Origin of the sequence: Kribbella sp. NPDC051770 (assembly GCF_040681455.1) — a bacterium.
In the GTDB taxonomy this organism is placed as follows: Bacteria; Actinomycetota; Actinomycetes; order Propionibacteriales; family Kribbellaceae; genus Kribbella.
The window spans coordinates 55,447-74,659 of the sequence record NZ_JBFAYT010000021.1; the positions used below are offsets into that span (position 1 = coordinate 55,447).

At 69.4% G+C, this 19,213-nt stretch carries 19 protein-coding genes; 11 read left to right on the plus strand and 8 right to left on the minus strand.

Features of this window, described 5'->3' with window-relative positions; genetic code table 11:
• Positions 1 to 31: 31 nt before the first annotated feature.
• Both AB0M01_RS38255 and AB0M01_RS38260 read left to right on the plus strand, forming a co-directional pair.
• Positions 32 to 679 carry a class I SAM-dependent methyltransferase gene (locus AB0M01_RS38255; protein ID WP_363677597.1) on the plus strand — a complete coding sequence of 216 codons (648 nt, stop codon included), beginning with the start codon at positions 32 to 34 and terminating at the stop codon, positions 677 to 679.
• Positions 672 to 1,478 (plus strand): aminoglycoside phosphotransferase family protein, encoded by an 807-nt coding sequence (locus AB0M01_RS38260; RefSeq protein ID WP_363677598.1) that lies wholly within the window; start codon positions 672 to 674, stop codon positions 1,476 to 1,478. The genes AB0M01_RS38255 and AB0M01_RS38260 overlap by 8 nt, the downstream gene beginning before the upstream one ends.
• Positions 1,479 to 1,519: 41 nt before the next feature.
• On the opposite strand, the gene AB0M01_RS38265 is transcribed toward AB0M01_RS38260, so the two are convergent.
• The gene (locus tag AB0M01_RS38265; protein WP_363677600.1) at positions 1,520 to 2,476 is read right to left on the minus strand and encodes a tyrosine-type recombinase/integrase; all 957 of its coding nucleotides are present in this window, start codon (positions 2,474 to 2,476) and stop codon (positions 1,520 to 1,522) included.
• Positions 2,477 to 2,812: 336 nt separating this feature from the next.
• On the opposite strand from AB0M01_RS38265, the gene AB0M01_RS38270 reads away from it, so the two are divergent.
• A complete protein-coding gene (locus AB0M01_RS38270) occupies positions 2,813 to 3,766 on the plus strand; it encodes a methyltransferase domain-containing protein (protein WP_363677602.1) in 954 nt (317 codons plus the stop codon).
• A 39-nt stretch (positions 3,767 to 3,805) separates the two neighbouring features.
• Here AB0M01_RS38270 and AB0M01_RS38275 read toward each other — a convergent pair whose 3' ends face one another.
• A complete protein-coding gene (locus tag AB0M01_RS38275; protein ID WP_363677603.1) occupies positions 3,806 to 4,540 on the minus strand; it encodes a class I SAM-dependent methyltransferase in 735 nt (244 codons plus the stop codon).
• Between the two features lie 158 nt (positions 4,541 to 4,698).
• Here AB0M01_RS38275 and AB0M01_RS38280 point away from each other — a divergent pair, with 158 nt between their 5' ends.
• The gene (locus AB0M01_RS38280; RefSeq protein ID WP_363677604.1) at positions 4,699 to 5,460 is read left to right on the plus strand and encodes a class I SAM-dependent methyltransferase; all 762 of its coding nucleotides are present in this window, start codon (positions 4,699 to 4,701) and stop codon (positions 5,458 to 5,460) included.
• On the opposite strand, the gene AB0M01_RS38285 is transcribed toward AB0M01_RS38280, so the two are convergent.
• Positions 5,457 to 6,380: a phosphotransferase gene (locus AB0M01_RS38285; protein ID WP_363677605.1), complete on the minus strand. Its 924-nt coding sequence runs from the start codon at positions 6,378 to 6,380 to the stop codon at positions 5,457 to 5,459. The genes AB0M01_RS38280 and AB0M01_RS38285 overlap by 4 nt on opposite strands.
• 130 nt (positions 6,381 to 6,510) lie before the next feature.
• Here AB0M01_RS38285 and AB0M01_RS38290 point away from each other — a divergent pair, with 130 nt between their 5' ends.
• Genes AB0M01_RS38290 through AB0M01_RS38300 form a run of 3 tightly spaced genes read left to right on the plus strand, consistent with a single transcriptional unit; the run spans position 6,511 to position 11,169 of the window.
• On the plus strand, positions 6,511 to 7,752 hold the full coding sequence (locus AB0M01_RS38290) for an MFS transporter (protein WP_363677607.1): 1,242 nt from the start codon (positions 6,511 to 6,513) through the stop codon (positions 7,750 to 7,752).
• A 42-nt stretch (positions 7,753 to 7,794) separates the two neighbouring features.
• Positions 7,795 to 8,349 carry a GNAT family protein gene (locus AB0M01_RS38295; RefSeq protein ID WP_363677608.1) on the plus strand — a complete coding sequence of 185 codons (555 nt, stop codon included), beginning with the start codon at positions 7,795 to 7,797 and terminating at the stop codon, positions 8,347 to 8,349.
• Positions 8,350 to 8,394: 45 nt separating this feature from the next.
• On the plus strand, positions 8,395 to 11,169 hold the full coding sequence (locus tag AB0M01_RS38300) for an AAA family ATPase (protein WP_363677610.1): 2,775 nt from the start codon (positions 8,395 to 8,397) through the stop codon (positions 11,167 to 11,169).
• Here the strand turns inward: AB0M01_RS38300 and AB0M01_RS38305 are convergent.
• Positions 11,156 to 11,947, minus strand: a complete 792-nt coding sequence (locus AB0M01_RS38305) for an isocitrate lyase/phosphoenolpyruvate mutase family protein (RefSeq protein ID WP_363677612.1) — start codon at positions 11,945 to 11,947, stop codon at positions 11,156 to 11,158. The genes AB0M01_RS38300 and AB0M01_RS38305 overlap by 14 nt on opposite strands.
• Before the next feature lie 115 nt (positions 11,948 to 12,062).
• Between AB0M01_RS38305 and AB0M01_RS38310 the strand changes: the two genes are divergently transcribed.
• The 4 genes from AB0M01_RS38310 to AB0M01_RS38325 all read left to right on the plus strand — a co-directional run bounded on the left by AB0M01_RS38310 (position 12,063) and on the right by AB0M01_RS38325 (position 15,947).
• Complete coding sequence (locus tag AB0M01_RS38310; RefSeq protein WP_363677614.1) at positions 12,063 to 12,746, plus strand: Type 1 glutamine amidotransferase-like domain-containing protein; 684 nt, start codon at positions 12,063 to 12,065, stop codon at positions 12,744 to 12,746.
• A gap of 50 nt (positions 12,747 to 12,796) precedes the next feature.
• Positions 12,797 to 14,005, plus strand: a complete 1,209-nt coding sequence (locus tag AB0M01_RS38315; protein ID WP_363677615.1) for a glycosyltransferase — start codon at positions 12,797 to 12,799, stop codon at positions 14,003 to 14,005.
• Entirely contained in the window at positions 14,005 to 14,598 is a 594-nt protein-coding gene (locus AB0M01_RS38320) for a dihydrofolate reductase (protein WP_363677617.1), read from the plus strand. The genes AB0M01_RS38315 and AB0M01_RS38320 overlap by 1 nt, the downstream gene beginning before the upstream one ends.
• A 641-nt stretch (positions 14,599 to 15,239) precedes the next feature.
• Positions 15,240 to 15,947 (plus strand): VOC family protein, encoded by a 708-nt coding sequence (locus AB0M01_RS38325; protein WP_363677619.1) that lies wholly within the window; start codon positions 15,240 to 15,242, stop codon positions 15,945 to 15,947.
• A gap of 126 nt (positions 15,948 to 16,073) precedes the next feature.
• Here the strand turns inward: AB0M01_RS38325 and AB0M01_RS38330 are convergent, their stop codons facing one another.
• From AB0M01_RS38330 to AB0M01_RS38345, 4 genes are read right to left on the minus strand one after another with little or no spacing between them, the layout of a single operon-like run.
• Complete coding sequence (locus tag AB0M01_RS38330; protein ID WP_363677620.1) at positions 16,074 to 16,859, minus strand: phosphotransferase; 786 nt, start codon at positions 16,857 to 16,859, stop codon at positions 16,074 to 16,076.
• A 56-nt stretch (positions 16,860 to 16,915) separates the two neighbouring features.
• Positions 16,916 to 17,686: a maleylpyruvate isomerase N-terminal domain-containing protein gene (locus AB0M01_RS38335; protein WP_363677621.1), complete on the minus strand. Its 771-nt coding sequence runs from the start codon at positions 17,684 to 17,686 to the stop codon at positions 16,916 to 16,918.
• Complete coding sequence (locus AB0M01_RS38340) at positions 17,677 to 18,450, minus strand: MerR family transcriptional regulator (protein ID WP_363677622.1); 774 nt, start codon at positions 18,448 to 18,450, stop codon at positions 17,677 to 17,679. Before AB0M01_RS38340 ends, AB0M01_RS38335 begins: the two co-directional genes overlap by 10 nt.
• Positions 18,451 to 18,454: 4 nt before the next feature.
• Positions 18,455 to 18,934 carry a VOC family protein gene (locus AB0M01_RS38345; protein ID WP_363677623.1) on the minus strand — a complete coding sequence of 160 codons (480 nt, stop codon included), beginning with the start codon at positions 18,932 to 18,934 and terminating at the stop codon, positions 18,455 to 18,457.
• Positions 18,935 to 19,213 lie beyond the last annotated feature (279 nt).

The window sequence follows — 19,213 nt, forward strand, 5'->3', positions numbered from 1 at the left end:
GCTGTCGGCGCCCGCCGCTAGGGTTCGCCCGGTGAACTCGAAGACCGACGAACTACGCGCCGCCCACGACATTCTCGCGGAGGTGTACGTCGAGGCCGTCCGCGGCGCCCTCGACCGGATGCCGACCGAGCGCGCGATGCTCGACCTCTTCAGCGACTACGTCCTCAGCGCCGACCTGGGGACCGATGTCGCCGACATCGGCTCGGGCACCGGCCGCCTCGCGCCGTACCTGGCGGAGCGCGGCCTCACGCCGTACGGCGTCGACCTGTCACCCGGCATGATCGAGGTCGCCCGCCGCGACTATCCAGCTTTCTCTTTCGAGGTCGCCGACCTCCGCGACCTCCCGTTCGCGGACGCGTCGATGGCCGGCGCCGTCTGCTGGTTCTCCCTCATCTACCTGGCCCCCGAGGACCGCACCCCGGCCTTCACTTCCCTGGCCCGGGTGATCGCCCCCGGCGGCCACCTCGTCACCGCCTACAAACCCGGCGACGGCCAACGCCGCCGCGGCGGCGCCCCCGACCTCAACGCGACGTACGACGGCTACTGGCTCTCCACCGCCGAGATGCAGCACCACCTCACCACCGCCGGCTTCACCATCCTCTTCCAGGCCACCCGCCCCGCCGACGAGGAAATCCCGCAGGAGCACGCGTACCTGCTGGCCCGGAGAACCAATGCTTGACCTGTCCCAGCACATCCCCGAAACCATCACCGCCCTCGACCCCATCCAGGGCTTCGTAGGCAACGAAACCTTCCGCGTCCGCACCACGGGGGAGACCTACTACCTGAAGTCCGGCCCCGCTGTAGCCGCCGAGGCCCAAGCCTGCCGCCAGGCCACCGACGCCGGCGTCCCGGTCCCCGAGGTCGTTGCCGTCGACACCGACCAGCTCCTCCTGCGCGAGGTCCCCGGCACCGCCGTCGACCCGTCCGACGTACAGGTCCTCACCGCGGCCGGCCAGCTCCTGGCCACCCTCCACCAATCACCCGGCGACGGCTACGGCCCGCTCGCCGGCCCCCTCCACACCACCTGGTCCAACTTCCTTCTCGCCGAGGTGAACGCACTCGGCGGCCTGGTCACCGCCGGCCTGCTCCCAGAAGCTCACCGCACCCAGCTCATCGACCTGGTCCACACCCACGCCACCGACCTGGACCCCCACCACCCAGCCCTCCTCCACGGCGACCTCCACCCCCGCCACATCTACACAACCAACGGCACCCTCACCGCCTTCATCGACTGGGGCGACGCCCTCTACGGCGACCCCCTCTACGACCTGGCCCGCTTCTCCATCGCCGGCCCGACCGCCACCCACGCCGTACTCGCGGGCTACAACCTCACCCTCACCCCAACCCTGCAGAGAACCTTCGCCCTCTACCGAGCCATCTGGTCAGCCATCGTCTGCCGAGCCGAACTAGAAGCCAACGGCGACTGGTTCGACGCCCACCTGCAACGGATCGCCGAAGACCTCACCTACCTCAGCTGACCAACGTGCCCGGCGGGAAGGCGGTGACCAGCCATCAGGCCCTACGAGTCGAGCACTTTGTCGAGGGTCTGGTACGTGCGGTTGCTGGCCGTGGCAGCCCGGCGCTCTCGTCCGGTGGCTTCGATGTAGTTCTGACTCGTCGCAAGACTCGCGTGCCCAAGCAGCGCCATGATCTCCGACGCCGTGGCACCATCCTCCGCAAGACGGGTCGCGAACGTATGCCGGAGCGCGTGCAGATTCGCGCCGACCGGGACCCGATCATGGAGCCCAGCCCAGCGATAGCAGGACTTCACCAAGTACTCGAGCCCACCCCGCCCGATCGGATCGCCGTTGCGATCCAGCAAGAGCTTGGTCGAGCGCGTAGTACGCCGGCTCGGAAAACGCCGATCGCAGGAGTCGGCGTACGACTCGATGATGCGTTCCATGATCGGCTCGACCGGGATCGAGCGGTCGCGGCTGCCCTTGCCGTGGACGTGCAGGCGCATCTCGCCGGGGCGGCCGGCGAGCGAGTCGGCGGTGAGCGTGCGCATCTCGGCCGAGCGGAGACCGGCGACCAGGCCGAGCGCGATCACCAGCAGGTCGCGTTCAGGCCAAGGATCGCGGGCCCGGCGATCGCCGTCGGCCGCTGACTTGAGCAGCTTCTCCGGAGTGTCCTCACCACGCAGCGGCTTGGGGGACAGGGGAGGGGTCTTCGGGCGCGCGACCGCGCCCATCGGGTTCCCGGCGAGCAGCCCGTCGGACACGCAGAAGGTCAGGAACTGGTTCCACGTCGACCAGGCCCGCAGTACGGAACTCTTCGCATGGTCGTCCGCGAACGCACCGAACGCCGTACGCAACGCTGACGCCGTCAGCTCGTCGACCTCGAACGACTCGGGGGAGTCGGTGAGCAGGGCGGTGATCCCGGCCAGGTCGCGGCGGTAGGCGTCGGTGGTGTGCGGGGAGTCCTTACGCGGCCGCCGCGCGGCGAAGAACGCGGCCTGAGCTTCGAGCACCTTCATAGCCGACAGTCATACCGGCACCCACCGACAGTTTCCGAAGCCGTTGCCACAAGCAACTATAACTGCTGCATAATGGTGATTATGCATGACAAAACAGGGGGAGAAGAGGCCATCGCCACCCCCTGGGGGACCGCCTGCGGCAGGACGCCGAAAAGCACAGGCGCCCGTACACCCACCTGTGCCAGGATCACCCGTATGTACAGTTTCTTCCGTCTGGTCTAGCTGTCCGCTGGCCAGTTCGAGGCGTTCGCCCGCGGCTAGCGAGGCGGGATCCAGCCGTTCGGCGGTTCCCGACAGCTACCGGGAAGAACCGTCATGCCCTCCACACGGGTGCTCGTGCGTACTGTCACGGGCCTGGAGCAACTGGTTGCCGCCGAACTGACCACCGCCGGCCACCACGTCATCAGCATCTCCAAACGCCAACTCGTCGTCGACGCCACCGCGTCGATCCTCACCGATCCACCGAGAACCGCGGACGACCTGTTCCTGCTCGCGGCCCAGCTCGACGACCCAGGTCACACCAAATCCGCCCTTCAAAGTGTGACCAAACAACTGCGCCGCAGCCTCCAGATCCCATGGCCGCACCGACAACCGTTCGCCGTCAGCGCCTCGTACGTCGGCCGCCGCACCTTCAACCGGTACGACGTCGAGGACCTGGTCGGCGCAGTCATCGCCGACCACACCGGTACGACGTACCACTCACGCCGTACAACCAAGCCACCAGAACCCCGGATCGACTGGCGCGTCATCCTGGACGGCACCTCGGTCCACCTCGGCATCCGCCCGTTCCCAGCGCCGCTGCACCGACGCACCTGGCGCCGCCACACCGTCCCAGGCAGCCTGCACCCGCCGGTCGCCGCCGCCATGGCACAACTCGCGGCGATCAAGCCAGGTCAAGTTGTCCTGGATCCATTCTGCGGCGCCGGCACGATCCTCGTGGAGGCCCAACAGCTCGAACCCGGCGCTCAGTACGTCGGCACGGATCACGCCGAGGCGTCTCTCAGAGCCGCTCAGAGAAACGCCACCAGCATCCGCTGGCAACTCGGCGACGCCCAGCGCCCGCAGATTGCCGCTGACAGAATCCTCACCAATCCACCCTGGGACGTCAGGCTGTCCATCGGCGACCTGACGCCGTACCTCAACAGCTGGCACGACACCGACACAGTCGTCGCGATCGTCAACGAGCACCAGGTCGCAACGCTGACCCGCCACCGGGCCTGGACGTCCGCAGAAGTGCACGAACTGAGCCTCGCAGGCCTCCATCCCCGCCTCGTCGTATTGCGCCGATAATGGACATTATGTCAACTAGCAGCAGGATCGGTGCTCCGCTCACCTGTCTCGGTCGGCGCTGATGATCAGGAAGTTCGGCAGTGCGACATAGGACTCGATCGCATCGATTCCGCTGTCTCGTGCGACCTGTGGATCCAGTCTCGGTTCGCACACTTCAGTCACTCGGCAGCCGAGACCGATGACCTCGTTGATGTAGGCCGACAGCGGGCGATGGAAGTCGGGTGCACGGCCTCCTGTCATCTCGTACTCATCGAAGTACCGATCAAGTTGGTAATGACCGTGATCCCGCCACGTCGGGTAGAGATTCTCGAACGCCGGATGGTTGATCGAGAACACGAACCGGCCTCCCGGCTTCAGCGCGTCGACGCAGGCCGCCATTGCCGACTGCCAGGCGGGTATGGCGAGCAGCACCATGCTGCAGACCACCGCGTCGAACGGCTGACCGACCTCCGGCAACGTCGAGAGATCAGCCTGCACGAACCTGATCCCTTGACGCCGCTCCCGCTCCAGCTTCTGAGCGCGCGCCAGCAGCGCGGCAGCCGGCTCCACGCCAACCACCTCAGCTCCCCCATCGGCCAAAAGCCGACTCAAGTAGCCTTCACCGCTGCCTGCATCGAGGACTTTCCGACCATCGACAGGGCCCAGCATTCGGAGCAGGTTCGCATTCATCAGATGGCGCTTGGGAAAGTCGCCCTGATCGTCGTACGCCTCGATCGCGTCAGTCGGCATTGCCGACCATGCTGCGATCGCCTCTGAGTTGCTGATCGTGGGCATACCGTGACACCTCTCCGACGACAGATAGGCAGGGACAGTCGTTCAACCTACTCAACCAGCGGGAAATCCGATGGAGATTTAGAGGCTGGCCGTGATCCCCTCCTGTTGGAGGACGCGCGGTCCGATCCGCGTGTCAGCGAGCGACGGAGGTGAACGCGGTGGCCGGCTATGGAGCCCTGTCCGACGTGTACGAGTGGCTGATCGGCGACGACAAATTGACGCCCGCCGATGCAGCCGCGGCCTACTACGGCGACGTCGTGGACTCCCTGCCGCCGAACGCCCGCGTCCTCGACTGCGCCTGTGGAACCGGCCAGCTCGCCGTCGGCCTGGCGGACCTCGGTCTGAACGTGACCGCCACGGACGCCAGCGATCAGATGGTTCGCCGTACGGCGAAGCTCGCCGGCGACCACGGCGTCTCGCTTCGAGCCCTCCGCGCGAGCTGGGACGAACTGCCCGGCCACCTGGAGGACTCCACGTTCGACCTGGTGTTCTGCGTCGGCAACTCGCTCGGGCACGCCGAGGGCGCGGCCGGCCGCCAAACCGCACTGGAAGCGATGTCCCGATTGCTGAAGCCGGGCGGCCGCCTCGTGCTGTCGTCGCGCAACTGGGAGCTCGTACGCTCCGCCGGCTCCCGCGTCGACGTCCGCGACCGCCTGATCCGCCGCAACGACCGCGACGCGGTCATCAGCTACTACTGGCAGATCGCGGAGGAATGGGAGCAGGAACACTTCCTCGAGATCGTCGTCGCCCAGCTCGGACCGGATGGATCAGTCCGAGCATCTTCGGAGCGGTTGTCCATCTGGCCCTACCGGTACGACGACCTCCTGGCGCACCTGCAGACCGTCGGACTGACGATGCAGTCCACCACCTTCGCCCCCGAAAGCGACAACTACCTGGTGGTTGCCAAGCTCCGCGACTAGACGACCAGCCTCTCCAGCTCCGGACGGCGCTCGAACAGCTCGGGCAACCCGCGGATCCCGTTGCCCGCGGACTCCTGCGACAGCGCCAGCTCTGGTCCGGTGTTCGCCTCGACGCCGGCCAGGCAGCGCAGGACGTTCCACCTCGTGTGGCCGAGCCAGCCGCCGATCAGGTACACGAACCAACTCGGCCCTGGCTCGGGCAGCTCTCCCCCGCCGGCGACGTACCCGTCGAGAACCGCGCGGAAGATCTCCGGCTGGATGTCGTCGAAGCCAGGGCCCTTGCACAGGCTCAGCGCCGTCGACCCCAGCTCACCGGACAGATCGAGCTTCCCCGACAGCTCCCAGTCGATCACCACCGGACGCCCGTCGCGCGCGAGCAGGTTCCACGGCTGGATGTCCTTGTGCGTCAGTACGACGGGCCCCGGCCGCGGACAGGTCTCGACGAACCGGGCGATCGCCTGAAACGTCTCCACCCGCGAAGCCAACTCAGCGGCCCACGGTTGCCCGGTCGCGACGGCCTGTGCGGCGAGCTCGTCCCAGTCCCCCGGCGTCGGCTCTTCCACCGGCTCGTCGGGCCACTCGACGTCGAGCCCGTGGATGCGCGCCAGGATCTCCCCGACCTCGAACCCGTACGCCGCCGCAACCGGTGCCTCCGGCACCTTCTCCCCCTCGACCCACCGATGCACCAGCGTGCCCTCGTCAGCCGCCACCGGCTCTGGCATCGGCACGCCGGCCGCGAACGCCGCCTTCTCGAACCGGAACACATCGTCGACCCGGTAGACCCAGCGCCGGTCGTCGACGTTCAGCTCCTTCACCGCGAACGACCCCTGGTCGGTGTCGAGCCGGTACATCCGGTTGGCGTACCCGCCGTGCACCCGCACCGCCGGCCCGATCGGCTCCCCGAGAAACGAAAGATCCACGGCCGCAATCTAGGGCCCGCGAACCAGCCGCCGCACCGCATTTCCGCGGACGGCACTGCATTTTCCGCAGATAGCGAAAGGACACGCGCCGTCCGAGCGGGACGAGGCCGTCGCGATCATGCTGGAGCCGGTGAAAGCTCAGTGGCGCGTCTTCCGGGAGTACCCCGACTTTCGCCGGTTGTTCGGTGGCAGCTCGGTGTCGCTGCTGGGCTCGAGCGTCACCTCGGTCGCGCTGCCGTTGACGGCGGTCGTCGTACTGGGTGCGTCGCCGGTGCAGATGGGTCTGCTGGGCGCCGCGTCGTTCCTGCCGCATCTCGTGCTGGGCTTGCCGGCCGGTGTCTGGGTCGACCGGCTGCCGTACCGCCGCGTGATCGTCGCGACCGATCTCCTGGCCGCCGCCGCGCTCGCTGCGATCCCGATCCTGGCCGCGACCGACCTGCTGAGGATCTGGCACCTGTACGCCGTCGTACTGGTGACCGGCACTTGCGCTCTGTTCTCCGCGATCGCCGCCCAGTCGTTCGCTCCGCTGCTGCTCCCCCGGCACGAGCTTCTCGCGGCGAACAGTGCCTTCGCGCTCAGCAACTCGGTGGTGTCGACCAGCGGAAACGCCCTCGGCGGCCTCCTGGTGCAGCTGCTCACCGCGCCCGTCGCGATCGCCGTGGACGCGGTCACGTTCCTCCTGTCCGCAGCGGCCAAAGCGCGCATCAGCATCAGCTCCGGCACCGTCGATCGCCCGAAAGAGTCCCTGGGCAAAGGGATCTGGACAGGCATCCGCGCCGTCGTCGAGCATCCCGTACTCCGCGCAACCACGATCGCCGCGACGGTCGGCGCGCTGGCCGGTCAGATGCAGGCGGTGATCGTCGTCCTCTTCCTCGTGCGTGATGTGCAGCTCTCGCCCGGCCTGGTCGGAGTTGCCTTGGCCGTTTCCGGACTCGCAGGCATCGTCGGCGCCTCTGTCGGCGTACCTGTGACGAACCGTCTAGGCAGCGGTCCCGCCTTCGTCCTCGGCATGACCCTGTCGAGCCTGGCCGGCCTCGTGCTGGCCGCAGCCGCAGGACCGACCGCGCTCGTGTACGCCGTGGTGGTGCTCTCCCAGCTGCTCCGCGGCGCCGGCCCGACGCTCTACGGCATCAACCAGGTCACCATCCGCCAGGTCCTGATCGGCCCCGAGCTGCTCGCCCGGACGCAGGCGACCTGGCGATTCCTCGTCTTCGGCATGCAGCCGATCGGCGCGTTGCTCGGCGGATCGCTTGGCGGCCTGATCGGACTGCGCGCGACGCTGGTGATCAGCAGCGTGATCATGTTGATCGGTACGGCGTTCGCGCTGCTCAGCCCGCTGCGATCGCTGCGCCAGCTGACCCAGACCGTCTGAAACTCCGTTGCCAGCAGTCGGCGGTGGCGGTTGGGTTGGGGCATGTCGTTCCTCTCCCCCACGCTGCGTACCGATCGCCTCCGGCTGCGCGCGTTCGCCGAGTCCGACGCCGACGCGCTGTGGGCGCTGCACAGCGACGCGCACGTCCTGCGCTACTGGGACTCGCCGCCGTGGACCGATCGCGAGCGTCCGGCAAAGTTCGTCGCGGCCTGCCATCAGATGGTGGCCGACGGCACCGGTATCCGGCTGGCGGTGGACCGCGCCGACGACGACACGTTCATCGGCTGGTGCAGCTTCAACAGCTGGAACCCGGAGTTCCGCAGCGCCTCTCTCGGGTACTGCTACACCGAGTCGTCGTGGGGTCACGGTTACGCGACCGAGGCGGCGGGCGCCGTACTGGCCTGGGCTTTCGACACCCTCGACCTGAACCGGGTGCAGGCCGAGGCCGACACCCGCAACGTCGGGTCGGCGCGGGTGCTGGAGAAGCTCGGTTTCGTCCGCGAGGGCACGCTGCGCGAGGACTGCATCGTCAACGGTGACGTCTCCGACTCGTGGGTCTACGGCTTGCTGCGGCGTGAATGGGCCGCGCCACGCTGAGAGACCTCTTGCGGTGGGCATCGTTCCGGCGCGACAGTAGCGTCGATGCCGACGTCACCGGGAACACCGCAGTACGGCCTCCGCGGCCGGAACGTCGAGTGCGACGTTCTCGATCGGCTGCTGCGCGACCTGCGGGCCGGTCGGCACCAGGTTCTCGTACTGCGCGGTGAGCCGGGCGTCGGGAAGTCGGCGCTGCTGGAGTACACGCTGCGGCGCTCCTCGGGCTTCCGGGTACTGCGAGCAACCGGTGTCGAGTACGAGATCGAGCTCGCGTACGCCGGGTTGCACCAGCTGTGCGCGCCGCTGCTCCCCTTGCGTGACCGCCTGCCCGAGCCGCAGCGGGCCGCGCTGGAAGCGGCGTTCGGCCTGGGCCTGCAGGCGCCGGCTGACAGGTTTCTGGTAGGGCTGGCAGTGCTCGGGCTGATCTCCGAGGCCGCAGAGGAGCAACCGGTGCTGTGTGTGGTCGACGACGCGCAGTGGCTGGACCGGGAGTCGGTGCAGACCATCGCCTTCATCGCCCGGCGGCTCCTGGCCGAGCCGGTGGGCATGGTGATCGCTGTGCGTCCCAGCCAGGGGCAGGAGCTGGTGGGACTCGCGGAGCTGCCTGTAGATGGGCTGGACGCGACCGATGCGAGGGCGCTGCTCGACGCGGCCTGGCCTGGTCGGCTGGACGAGCAGGTGCGGGACCGGGTCATCGCTGAGTCCGGTGGGATCCCGCTGGCGCTCCTGGAACTCCCCCGCGGGCTGAGCCCGGCTGAGCTGGCCGGTGGGTTCGAGTTGCCCGGTGGAGCGCCGCTGACGACGCAGATCGAGCAGAGCTTCGTACGGCAGTTCGAGTCGCTACCGGACGACGCACGGCTGCTCCTACTGGCTGCTGCTGCCGAGCCGCTCGGTGATGTGGGGCTGCTGCTGCGTGCAGCGGAGCTGCTTGAGCTGGACGAGCAGGCGGCTGTTGTCGTGCAGGCTGCTGGGCTGGTCGAGCTCGGCGCCCACGTCCGGTTCCGGCACCCGCTGGTGCGCTCCGGTGTCTACCGGGCGGCCAGTGTGGTCGACCGGTTGAAGGTGCACCGCGCGCTGGCCGATGCGACGGACGCCGAGCGCGATCCCGATCGCCGGGCCTGGCACCGCGGCCACGCGACGTACGGGCTGGACGAGTCGGTCGCCGCTGAGCTGGAGCGCTCCGCTGGACGTGCTGAAGCGCGTGGTGGGATCGCCGCGGCCGCGCAGTTCCTGGAACGCGCGGCCGAGCTGACTCCGGACCCGGCGCGCCGTGGCCGGCGTGCGCTGGCTGCGGCACGGGCCAGGAACGAGTCGGGTGCGCTGGAGGCTGCTCACCGGTTGCTGGCCGCTGCGGAGGCGTGCCCGCAGGACGACCTGGGACGTGCTCAGCTGGCTCGGCTGCGCGCGCAGCTGGTGTTCGTGCGCAACCGTGGGATCGACGCGCCGCCGCTACTCATCGAGGCTGCCGACAAGCTCGCGCCGTACGACGCTGACGCTGCGCGCGAGTGCTACCTGGAGGCGCTCGGCGCCACGATCTACGCCGGTCGTCTGCATCGCGGCATCGGTTCGCTGGAGGTCGCGACCGCTGCGCGCAAGGCTCCGGGCGGCCAGGAGCCGCTCCGCCCGACGGACCTGCTGCTCGAGGGCCTGGCGATCCGGGTGACGGATGGGTACGACGCCGGCATAGCGCCGCTACGGCGTGCGCTGGAGGCGTTCGGGCCGGACTCCGGTGTGCAGGACCACGAGTTCCTGCGCTGGTGCTACTTGAGCTGGATCGCCGCCGCGGACCTGTGGGACGAGGTGCGGATGGAGGAGCTGGCGACACGGGCGGTGCGGTTGTGTCGGCGGTCCGGTGCGCTCGCGACACTGCCGCTGGCGCTTGGGTACGAGGCTGTTGTGCGGGTGCACGCTGGGGAGTTCGCGTCGGCGGCGGTGCTGCTCGACGAGAGCGACGCGATCGTGAAGGCGACCGGCAGCCCGGCAGTGCGTTACCCGCTGTACCTGCTCAGCGCCTGGCGTGGGGTGGCGCCCGATGTGCTGCGGGAGATGTACGACCACGACCTGGAGGGTCTGGCCGACCGCGGCGAGGGACGTGGGCTGTACGGCGGCGCTGGGTACGCGAACGCGGCGTCGTACAACGGGCTCGGCCAGTACGACGCTGCACTGGCTGCTGCTCGGTCTGCCTGCGAGTACGACGACCTGGGCGTCTACGGCTTCACCCTGATCGAGCTGGTCGAGGCGGCCGTCCGGAGCGGAGTGCGGGACGAGGCGGAGGACGCGCTGCGGCGGCTGGAGGAGCGGACGAGTGCAGCGGGGACGGAGTGGGCGCTCGGCGTACAGGCTCGGTCGCGTGCGCTACTGAGCGATGGCGACGCTGCTGAGGAGAGCTACCGGGAGGCGCTGACCCAGCTGGGCAGGACTCGGGTGACTGTGCAGCTGGCACGGGCGCACCTCGTGTACGGCGAGTGGCTGCGGCGCTCGAACCGGCGGGTTGACGCACGGCAGCAGCTGCGGACGGCGTACGAGTTGTTCGTCGGGATCGGAGCGCAGTCGTACGCCGAACGCGCACGGCGCGAGCTCGCCGCGGTCGGCGACATCGCCCGCGGGCGCGGGGAGGTCAGCCTCGGTGTCCTGACGCGTCAGGAGTCGCAGATCGCGCGGCTCGCGCGGGAGGGCCTGACCAACCCGGCGATCGGTGCGGAGCTCTACCTGAGCCGGCACACGGTGGAGTGGCACCTGCGGAAGGTGTTCACCAAGCTCGGCATCAACTCGCGCAAGCAGCTCGTGGATCTCCCGGTGAACCGGCTCAACTCGGCTTGAGGTCGCCGGTCAGGGTCGAGAGCTCGTCCTGGAAGCGGGTCATCGCATCGCCGTGCAGGAGCGTTCCCCAGCTCACCCGTGCGATACCCATCGCTGCCAGCTCGTCCGGAGGTGGCGTGAGCGGGAGGCGGAGGACGTTCACCGGGCCGTCGACTGCTGCTGCGAAGCGGCGTAGCGAGTCCTGCTCCCACAGGAGGATCGGGTAGACGCAGTCGGCGCCTGCTGCGAGGTAGGCGTGGGCGCGTTCGATCGCTGCCGGGAGGAGCTCGGCCAGCTGCTCTGGGCCCGCGCCGCTGAGGAAGGGCCCGAGGAACAGGTCTATGCGGGCGTTGATCACCAGCGGGTAGCCGGCGTCCGTTGCTGCTTTGCGTACTGCTGCCAGCCAGTCCGCCTGCTCCTGCGCTGTGCGGAGCGATCCCGCGGCTGTGTAGTCGGTGTCCTCCAGGTTGCAGCCGGCCGCGCCGAGCTGCTGGAGCTTGGCGACGAGTTCTGACGGCTGCAGGCCGTAGCCGGCCTCGGCATCCACAGTGACCGGTACGTCGACGCCGCGGGCGATGCGGGCCGCGGCAGCGAACATCTCCTCGGCCGGCGCGTTCTCCTGGTCGTCGTACCCGAGAGTGGCGGCCACTCCCCCGCTGGTGGTCGCGACGACCGGGAAGCCGGCCGCGACGGTGGCTCTGGCGGTGGCAACGTCCCAGGCGTTCGCGAGCAGCAGCGGATCACCAGGTCGGTGCAGCGCGCGGAGTTGATCACAGTGCTGCTGGAGAAGTGGATTCATGGCGCCTGCCTTCGTCACGGTCAGGCTAACCGTGGCCTGTGGATGAACGCCACAGCTTGTCGGCGGTCTGTGAAAGGCTTTGGACTCGGGCGTTTTCACCAGGAAGGAGCCGGCAGTGAAGCTACTGCTCACGTCGTCGGGGATCAGCAACCAGAGCATCTCCGCCGCGCTCACCGAGCTGCTGGGCAAGCCGGTCGCGGAGTCGACCGCGCTGTTCGTCCCCTCCGGAATGCATCCGTTCCCAGGTGGCGGCCGGTCGGTCTGGGACGCGATGACCGGCAGCCGGGCCGATCGGGTCTGCGCCCTGGGCTGGAAGTCGCTCGGCGTCCTGGAGCTGACGGCGCTGCCGACCGTCCGCGAGGAGAACTGGGTGCCCATGGTCCAGGAGGCCGACGCGCTGCTCGTCTGGGGCGGGCACGTGCGCTACCTGACGTACTGGATGCGGCAGTCCGGGCTGGCCGATCTGCTGCCGTCGTGGGACGGCGTGTACGTCGGGGTCAGCGCCGGGTCGATCGCGATGACGCCGTACAACTGCGACGCCGAGTTCAACCTGCAGTTCATCCCGGACGGGCACGAGATGGCCCTCGGCGCGGAGAAGTCGCTGGGGCTGGTGGACTTCACGCTCTACCCGCATCTCAACCACCCGGACATGGAGGACACCACCCCGGCGAACATCGAGAAGTGGGCGTCGGGGATTCCCGCGCCGACGTACGCGATCGACGACGACACCGCGATCAAGGTCGTCGACGGGACCGTCGAGGTGATCTCGGAGGGCGACTGGAAGTTGTTCAACGGCTGATGCGCTGCTTGTTCTCCTTCACGGGTGGCAGCGGGCACGCGCTGCCGTTGATGCCAATCGCCCGGGCGCTGCGGGCGCGGGGGCACGAGGTGCTGTTCACGTGCCAGACGGCGATGCTCGAGACAGTCCGGGCGGCTGGGTTCGAGGCTGTGGACAGCGGTGGTCCCTCGCTGACTTCCGCGGAGTACCGCGGTCCGCTGGTTCCGGTCGACCGGACGGCCGAGGGCGAGGTCCTGCGGACAGGCTTCGCGGGGCGGATCGCCGCGCAACGGGCGCCTCGGATCGTGGCGGCCGGGGAGTCGTTCGGGGCCGACGTGGTGGTGCGCGACGAGGTCGACTTCGGTGCGGCGGTCGCGGCGGAGCGGCTGGGGATTCCGCACGCGTCGGTGATCGTGCTCGCGGCGGGCGGGATGCTGACGCCGGAGCTTGTCGACGAGCCGCTCCAGACTTTGCGCGGCGAGCTGGGGTTGGCGCCGGATCACGGGTTCCTCAACCGGTACCTGACGATCTCGCCGGTGATGCCGTCGTTCCGGGGTGCGCCGCTGCCAGGGCAGCAGCAGCGCGTGCCCTCTGGTGCCGCGCCTGACCCCGGTCCAGCAGGCGCTCCGTCTCCTGTCCCTGGTCCAGCGGGCGCCTCGTCTCCTGGCCCCGGCCCAGCGGGCGCACCGGCGTCGCTGGTGATCCGGCCGGAGGTGTCGGCCGAGGCACACTCGGGGCTTGCGTCGTGGTTGGAGGGGCAGCCGGAGCGGCCGCTCGTCTACTTCACGCTCGGCACGATCTTCCACCAGGAGTCCGGCGATCTGTTCCCGCGCGTGCTGGCCGGCCTCGAGCAGCTCGACGCGAACGTCCTCGTCACCGTCGGCCGCGAGGTCGACCCCGCCGAGCTCGGCACGCGGAAGGACAACGTGCTCGTCGAGCGCTTCGTGCCGCAGGGCGCGATCCTTCCACAGGCCGCCGCCGTCGTTTCCCACGCCGGCTCGGGGACGGTCGTGTCGTCGCTGGCGTGCGGCGTACCCCTCGTACTGCTCCCTCTCGGCGCTGATCAACCCTGGAACGCAGATCGTTGCGAGGCCCTCGGCGTCGGCCAGGTCCTCGATCCGTTGACTGTCTCGTCTGCTGAGGTGGCGGCCTCCGTGGACGAGGTGCTGACCTCGGCGACCTACCGCGAGGCGGCTCGCTCACTTCAGGCCGAGGCCGAGTCCTTGCCGACCGCCGAGGCCGCGGCCGACGCTGTCGAGAAGCTGACGGGAGAACGCTGATGGGAAAGACAGTCATGTACGCCGCGGTCTCGGCCGACGGCTACGTCGGTCTCCCGGACGGCGGCATCGGCCCACTGTTCGACTGGTTCGACAGCGGCGACGTCGCGTGGAACTGGCTCGGCATGGAGATGCGCACCGCCCAGGCGACCGCGGACTTCCTCCGCACGGTGTACGAGCCCGAGATCGGAGCCATGGTCGTCGGCCGCTACGTCTTCGACCAAACCAACGGCTGGGACGGCGAGGCCGTCGCAGGCGACCACGTCTTCGTGGTGACCCACGAGCCCCCAACCGACTGGGAGTACTCCGCGAAGGCCCCGTTCACGTTCGTCACCGACGGCGTCGCGTCCGCAATCGCCCAGGCCCGCGAAGTCGCCGGCGACCGGGTCGTCGACATCGCCGCCGGAAACGTCGGCGGCCAAGCGCTACGCCTCGGCCTGATCGACCAGGTGGTGATGAACGTCGTCCCCGTCGTCTTCGGCGAAGGCCGCCCGTTCTTCGGCGAGCCAGCGGGCGAGGTGACACTCGGCGGGCCGTCGGTCGTCGCGCAGGGGCATGGAGTCACGCACCTGCTGTACGACGTACCGAGGCCGTAATCGGGCCACCGCCACCCCGGCCGTCCCGGCCGACCCGGCCCACCCCGGCCGTCCCGCTCCACCCCGGCCCGACCCCGGCCGACCCGCCTCGTCCCAACCCGCCTCGTCCCGACTCGCCCGTCGCGACTTTCCCTTCCCGGCCCAACCCGGCCCAACCCGACCTGGCCGACCTGGCGGACCTGGCGGACCTGGCCCCACCCTCGCGCGCCCGACTCGCGCCCACGCGCGGACCGCGTTCCGCGCGTCGGCCGCCGGCCCGGATACCCATCCGACCAGCCCCTCCCCGGCGCGCGCCCCACTGGCTCGGCCACACCCCACGCGCGGACCGCGCTTCGCCCTCGGCCGCCGCCCCCGGATACCCACCCGGCCCGCCCGACCAGCCCCACCCCAGCGCGCCCGACTTGCCCGGCCACACCCCCACGCGCGGACCCGCGCTTCGCGCGCCGACCGCCGGCTCGGATACCCACCCGACCAGCCCCACCCCGGCGCGCCCGACTCGCCCGGCCACGCCCCCACGCGCGGACCGCGTGCGCCGCCGGCCCGGATGCTCACCCGACTCCCGCCCTCGACCAGCAGCAGTGCTTGCCGAGCTCCGATTTATCGCGTTGCGGCGCCGATCGCCGCCCGCCTAGCGTGGCCGGATGACGACTTGGGTGCGGGCGCTCTGTTTCGACGCGAACGACCCGGAGCTGCTCGCGCGGTTCTGGGGCGGCGTGCTCCAGTTGGAGGTCGCCGACGACGCGAGCGGCGGAAAGATGCTGCCGGCGCAAGACACCGAAACCGGCTTCACGCTGCGATTCCTCCCGGTACCGAACGAGAAGTGGGGGCCGAACCAGTCCCACTTCGACCTCACGAGCGCGACCGCCGAGGACCAGCAGGCGACAGTCGACCGCGCACTGGCACTCGGCGGCAAGCACATCGACGTCGGACAGACCCCCGACGAAGGGCACGTCGTACTCGCTGACCCCGAAGGCAACGAGTTCTGCGTGATCGAAGCCGGCAACAACTTCCTCGCCAACACCGCGGCGATCGGAGCCCTCTCCAGCGACGGCACCCAAGCAGTCGGCTACTTCTGGAGCAAGGCCCTCGACTGGCCGCTCGTCTGGGACCAGGACGAGGAAACCGCCATCCAGTCCCCGCACGGCGGTTCGAAGATCTCCTGGGGCGGCCCACCCGTCGCCGAGAAACTCGGCCGCAACCGCCTCCACCTGGAACTCGCCACCGACAACGTCCGCGCCGAGGCCGACCGCCTGGTCACCCTCGGAGCCACCGTGACCGGCGAGCTCGCCGACGGAGTCGAGCTCACCGACCCGGACGGCAACGAGTTCCGACTGGTCACCGCCCGCTGACCGCCGCCTCGAACAACACCGGAAGCGGCCGCGAGATCCACCTGCACCCGTCCGATCCCGAACCCTCAACGTCCCGTTCAGGGTGACTTTCCACCCTCCAACGTCGACCGGACAACCGCGCTCTGATCAGACTCCTAGCACCTCGGCAATCATCCGCAACCCCTGCCGCTCATATTCCTCCGCACCAACCTGATGCGCCCAGACCGTCGTACTGATCGCCTCACGCACTCGGTGCCGCCGCCAGCTCCCCGCCTCACGCGGATCACCCCCGTACCCCGCAAGGAACGCACTCTCCAGCGCGGCACCGCTGCCATCCTCGGACCGAAACTGCTGCGCACTCAGCCGCCCGAAATCACCCCAAGCCGGCCGAAGCCCCGCCCGTCCGAAGTCGATCGCACTCACCGCGCCTTCATGCACCAACCAGTTCCGCGGCTGCCAATCTCCATGCGTCGGCACAAGCGTGCACGGTGGCGTCGGCCACGACTCCACCTCCACCCGGAGCCGCCGCTCATCAGCCGGAGCGATCCGATGAGGCCGAGACAGCCAGTAGAACGCCCGCTCCCGCTCGGCCGCCTCGAACTCCTGATCCTCGACAGCCAACTGACCGTGCAGTAACGCCAGGAGTTGCCCAGCCTGCTCGTACGTCGCCGCAAGCCGCTCGTGCTCGGTGCCTTCAACCAGCTCGCCCGGAAGGTACGCAGTGACCAGCAGCTTCGCCTCGACATCACCGTCAACGAACTCAGGCGCCCGCCCGATCACCCGCCAAGGCCGGAGCCACTCGCGATGAGCCTGGAGCTCACGAGCGATGTTCGTGTCGTCAGCATCACCGGCCTTCGCGATGAACCTCTCACCACCTTGTTCCAGCAGAAGCACAGTCGTCCCAACCAGCCCCCAACTGAGGTCCTTCACCACCGAGACTCCCGGCAACCAGCCTTCGAGCAACTCCCGCTGCTCGCCGGTGAGCCCACTCACTCGCAGGCCCTTCCGTACGCCGCCAGCAACCGGTCCTCGAGCAACTCGCCGCCCAGCCCGGCTCGCTGACTGCCGCGTTCGGCCTCGTCCGCCAGCTCGCCGGTCTCCTGGTCGTGCTGGCCGCGCTCGGCACCGTCGGCCAGCCGGCCGGTCACCCGGTCCTGTTGGCCGCGCTCGGCGCCATCGGCCAGCTGGCCGGTCTCCCGGTCCCGCTGATCGCGCTCCTCGGTGGCGCGCTGCATTGTCCGGCGCCCACGTCGGTCCCGCCGGTCGGAGCTGGTGCCGTACGTGCCCATCGCCTGCATCTCCTCCAGGTGGGGCTCGACGAGTGTCCACAGGTTCTCGGCCAGCAGCGGGTCGAGCCCGTTGCCCTGGCCGGCGCCCACGGTCAGGTCCCAGCCGTGGATGACCAGTTCACCTAGGCGGAACCGGGCGAAGGTGGCGTAGTCGATATCGCGACTCGGGTGATGGAAGACGCTACCCCGGTCGGCGTCGGCGAAGGCCGCGAGTTGGGCGGCGCAGGTCGTGTGGAGGGCCGCGAGGCGATCAGCCGGTGGGGTGTCGAGATCGGCGGTGGCTTCGGCGGCGGAGGCGCCGGCGAGGAGGCGGGCCGCGAAGATGTTCCCCGCGACCACATGGTCCATGACCTCACCGACCGAGACGTCGCACGGCGTGTGATTCCCGAAGGCAGCGCTGGGGATCGCCTCAGCGCGGGCCAGGAAGTCGGCGGTTGCTCGGGCGAGGAAGTCGGTGAGGGTCAGTCCCATCGGGCGGTCTCCGGATCGATTCCGTTAGCTGAGGCGTTGGCGTCGACGATCGACTGAAGCCAGGCGGTCAGCCCCGGCTCCAAGTGGTCGTAATACTCCGGGGTGAAGCTCCGCACCATGCAGACCTGCATCGCGTGCGTGCAGTCGAAGTGCTGTGCGATCGTCTCTCGATGCCGTTCGGCCAGCGCGTTCGCGGCCGGAGAGCCCGCGGCGACATCCTCGCGAAAGGCCGCCGCGAGGTCGGCGTTGAACGCCTCTACGCCAGCGGTGAGATCTTGCCAGTCCGCGACAGTTCGCTCAGCCGCGCGTACGGCGTACTGGTCCCACTGCGGCGTGCCCGACCAGCGCTCCTCGGCCTCGTCGACCCACTCCGTGCGCCAGGTGGCGCCGAAGATCTCCGACTGCTGCTCGGGCGTGAGCTCGATCCCCTTGCCCCCGGCATCGAGCATGCGATCGACCGCCTTCAGCATCGCCTGAAGGCGGTCGATCTGCGTGCTGAGCTCGGTTCGCTGACGGCGCAGGTGTTCCTGCGGGTCAGCAGTCGGGTCGTCCAGGACCTGTGCGATGTCGGAGAGCGCGATCCCGAGCTCCCGGTAGACGAGCACGCGATGGATCCGAGCGATGTCAGCGGCGGAGTACACCCGATACCCAGCGCTCGTCCGCCCGCTCGGCACGACGAGCCCGATCGCGTCCCAGTGATGCAGCGTGCGCACGCTGATTCCCACCAGCTCCGCCGCTCCCCCGATGGTGAGGCTGTCCGTCATGGGTTCAGTCTGGTACGTCGATGCCGATCGCGCGCAGATTTTCCCGGCTCGCCTCGTCGTGCACCCGGGCGGCGGTCATCACCACGCGAGTGTTCTCCGGGGTGAGCACGGTCAGCTCCAGCGAGTTCCAGAGCTTCACCTCAGGCCCGATCGTCCGCGCCGGCGTGAGCGCCTCGCAGGCCTCGGCGATCTCGTCGATCTGACTCAGCACACACGAGAAACTGACCGCAAGCCCCGGCGCCTTGTCCGGAGTCTCCCCGGGAACGAGCAGCACGTCCTGAAACGCCCAGCGGCGCAGATGCGTGACCTGCCCAGGCACGCTGAACAGATCGATGAACCCGAGTCCCCGGATCCAGAAGTCCTTGGAAGCCTCCAGGTCGTCGGTCGGCACGATGGTGAACATCGGCATCGGGTAGATGGTCCGGTACACCTCGGGCGCGACCACGTCGGGCCCGGGCATCGGTACTGGGCTGATGAATTCCATCCCCCGAACGCTCCAGCCTGACGCCGCGTCAGGGTCAAGCCGAAGCTCGAGGAGGAGGACCGGTGACACGCGGGACGGTGGCCAGCGGACGGTCGGCAGCGAGCAGCCGGTGGGCGCCTGGCGGGCTAGCCGCAGCGCGCGACGCTTTTGCGTCGGGCCCGACCAGTGCCAAGTCGCAATCAGGCAGCCAGCACCCGGCGAGCGGCGAGCGGCCAGCGGCCAGCGGCGAGCGGCCAGCGGCCAGCGGCCAGCGGCCAGCGGCCAGCGGCCAGCCGCGGC

Coding starts and splice junctions, on each gene's coding strand:
- AB0M01_RS38260 (WP_363677598.1), top strand. CDS start 672: ATGCTTGACCTGTCCCAGCACATCCCCGAAACCATCACCGCCCTCGAC.
- AB0M01_RS38265 (WP_363677600.1), bottom strand. CDS start 2,476: ATGAAGGTGCTCGAAGCTCAGGCCGCGTTCTTCGCCGCGCGGCGGCCG.
- AB0M01_RS38275 (WP_363677603.1), bottom strand. CDS start 4,540: ATGCCCACGATCAGCAACTCAGAGGCGATCGCAGCATGGTCGGCAATG.
- AB0M01_RS38295 (WP_363677608.1), top strand. CDS start 7,795: ATGTCGTTCCTCTCCCCCACGCTGCGTACCGATCGCCTCCGGCTGCGC.
- AB0M01_RS38300 (WP_363677610.1), top strand. CDS start 8,395: ATGCCGACGTCACCGGGAACACCGCAGTACGGCCTCCGCGGCCGGAAC.
- AB0M01_RS38305 (WP_363677612.1), bottom strand. CDS start 11,947: ATGAATCCACTTCTCCAGCAGCACTGTGATCAACTCCGCGCGCTGCAC.
- AB0M01_RS38315 (WP_363677615.1), top strand. CDS start 12,797: ATGCCAATCGCCCGGGCGCTGCGGGCGCGGGGGCACGAGGTGCTGTTC.
- AB0M01_RS38320 (WP_363677617.1), top strand. CDS start 14,005: ATGGGAAAGACAGTCATGTACGCCGCGGTCTCGGCCGACGGCTACGTC.
- AB0M01_RS38325 (WP_363677619.1), top strand. CDS start 15,240: ATGACGACTTGGGTGCGGGCGCTCTGTTTCGACGCGAACGACCCGGAG.
- AB0M01_RS38335 (WP_363677621.1), bottom strand. CDS start 17,686: ATGGGACTGACCCTCACCGACTTCCTCGCCCGAGCAACCGCCGACTTC.
- AB0M01_RS38340 (WP_363677622.1), bottom strand. CDS start 18,450: ATGACGGACAGCCTCACCATCGGGGGAGCGGCGGAGCTGGTGGGAATC.
- AB0M01_RS38345 (WP_363677623.1), bottom strand. CDS start 18,934: ATGGAATTCATCAGCCCAGTACCGATGCCCGGGCCCGACGTGGTCGCG.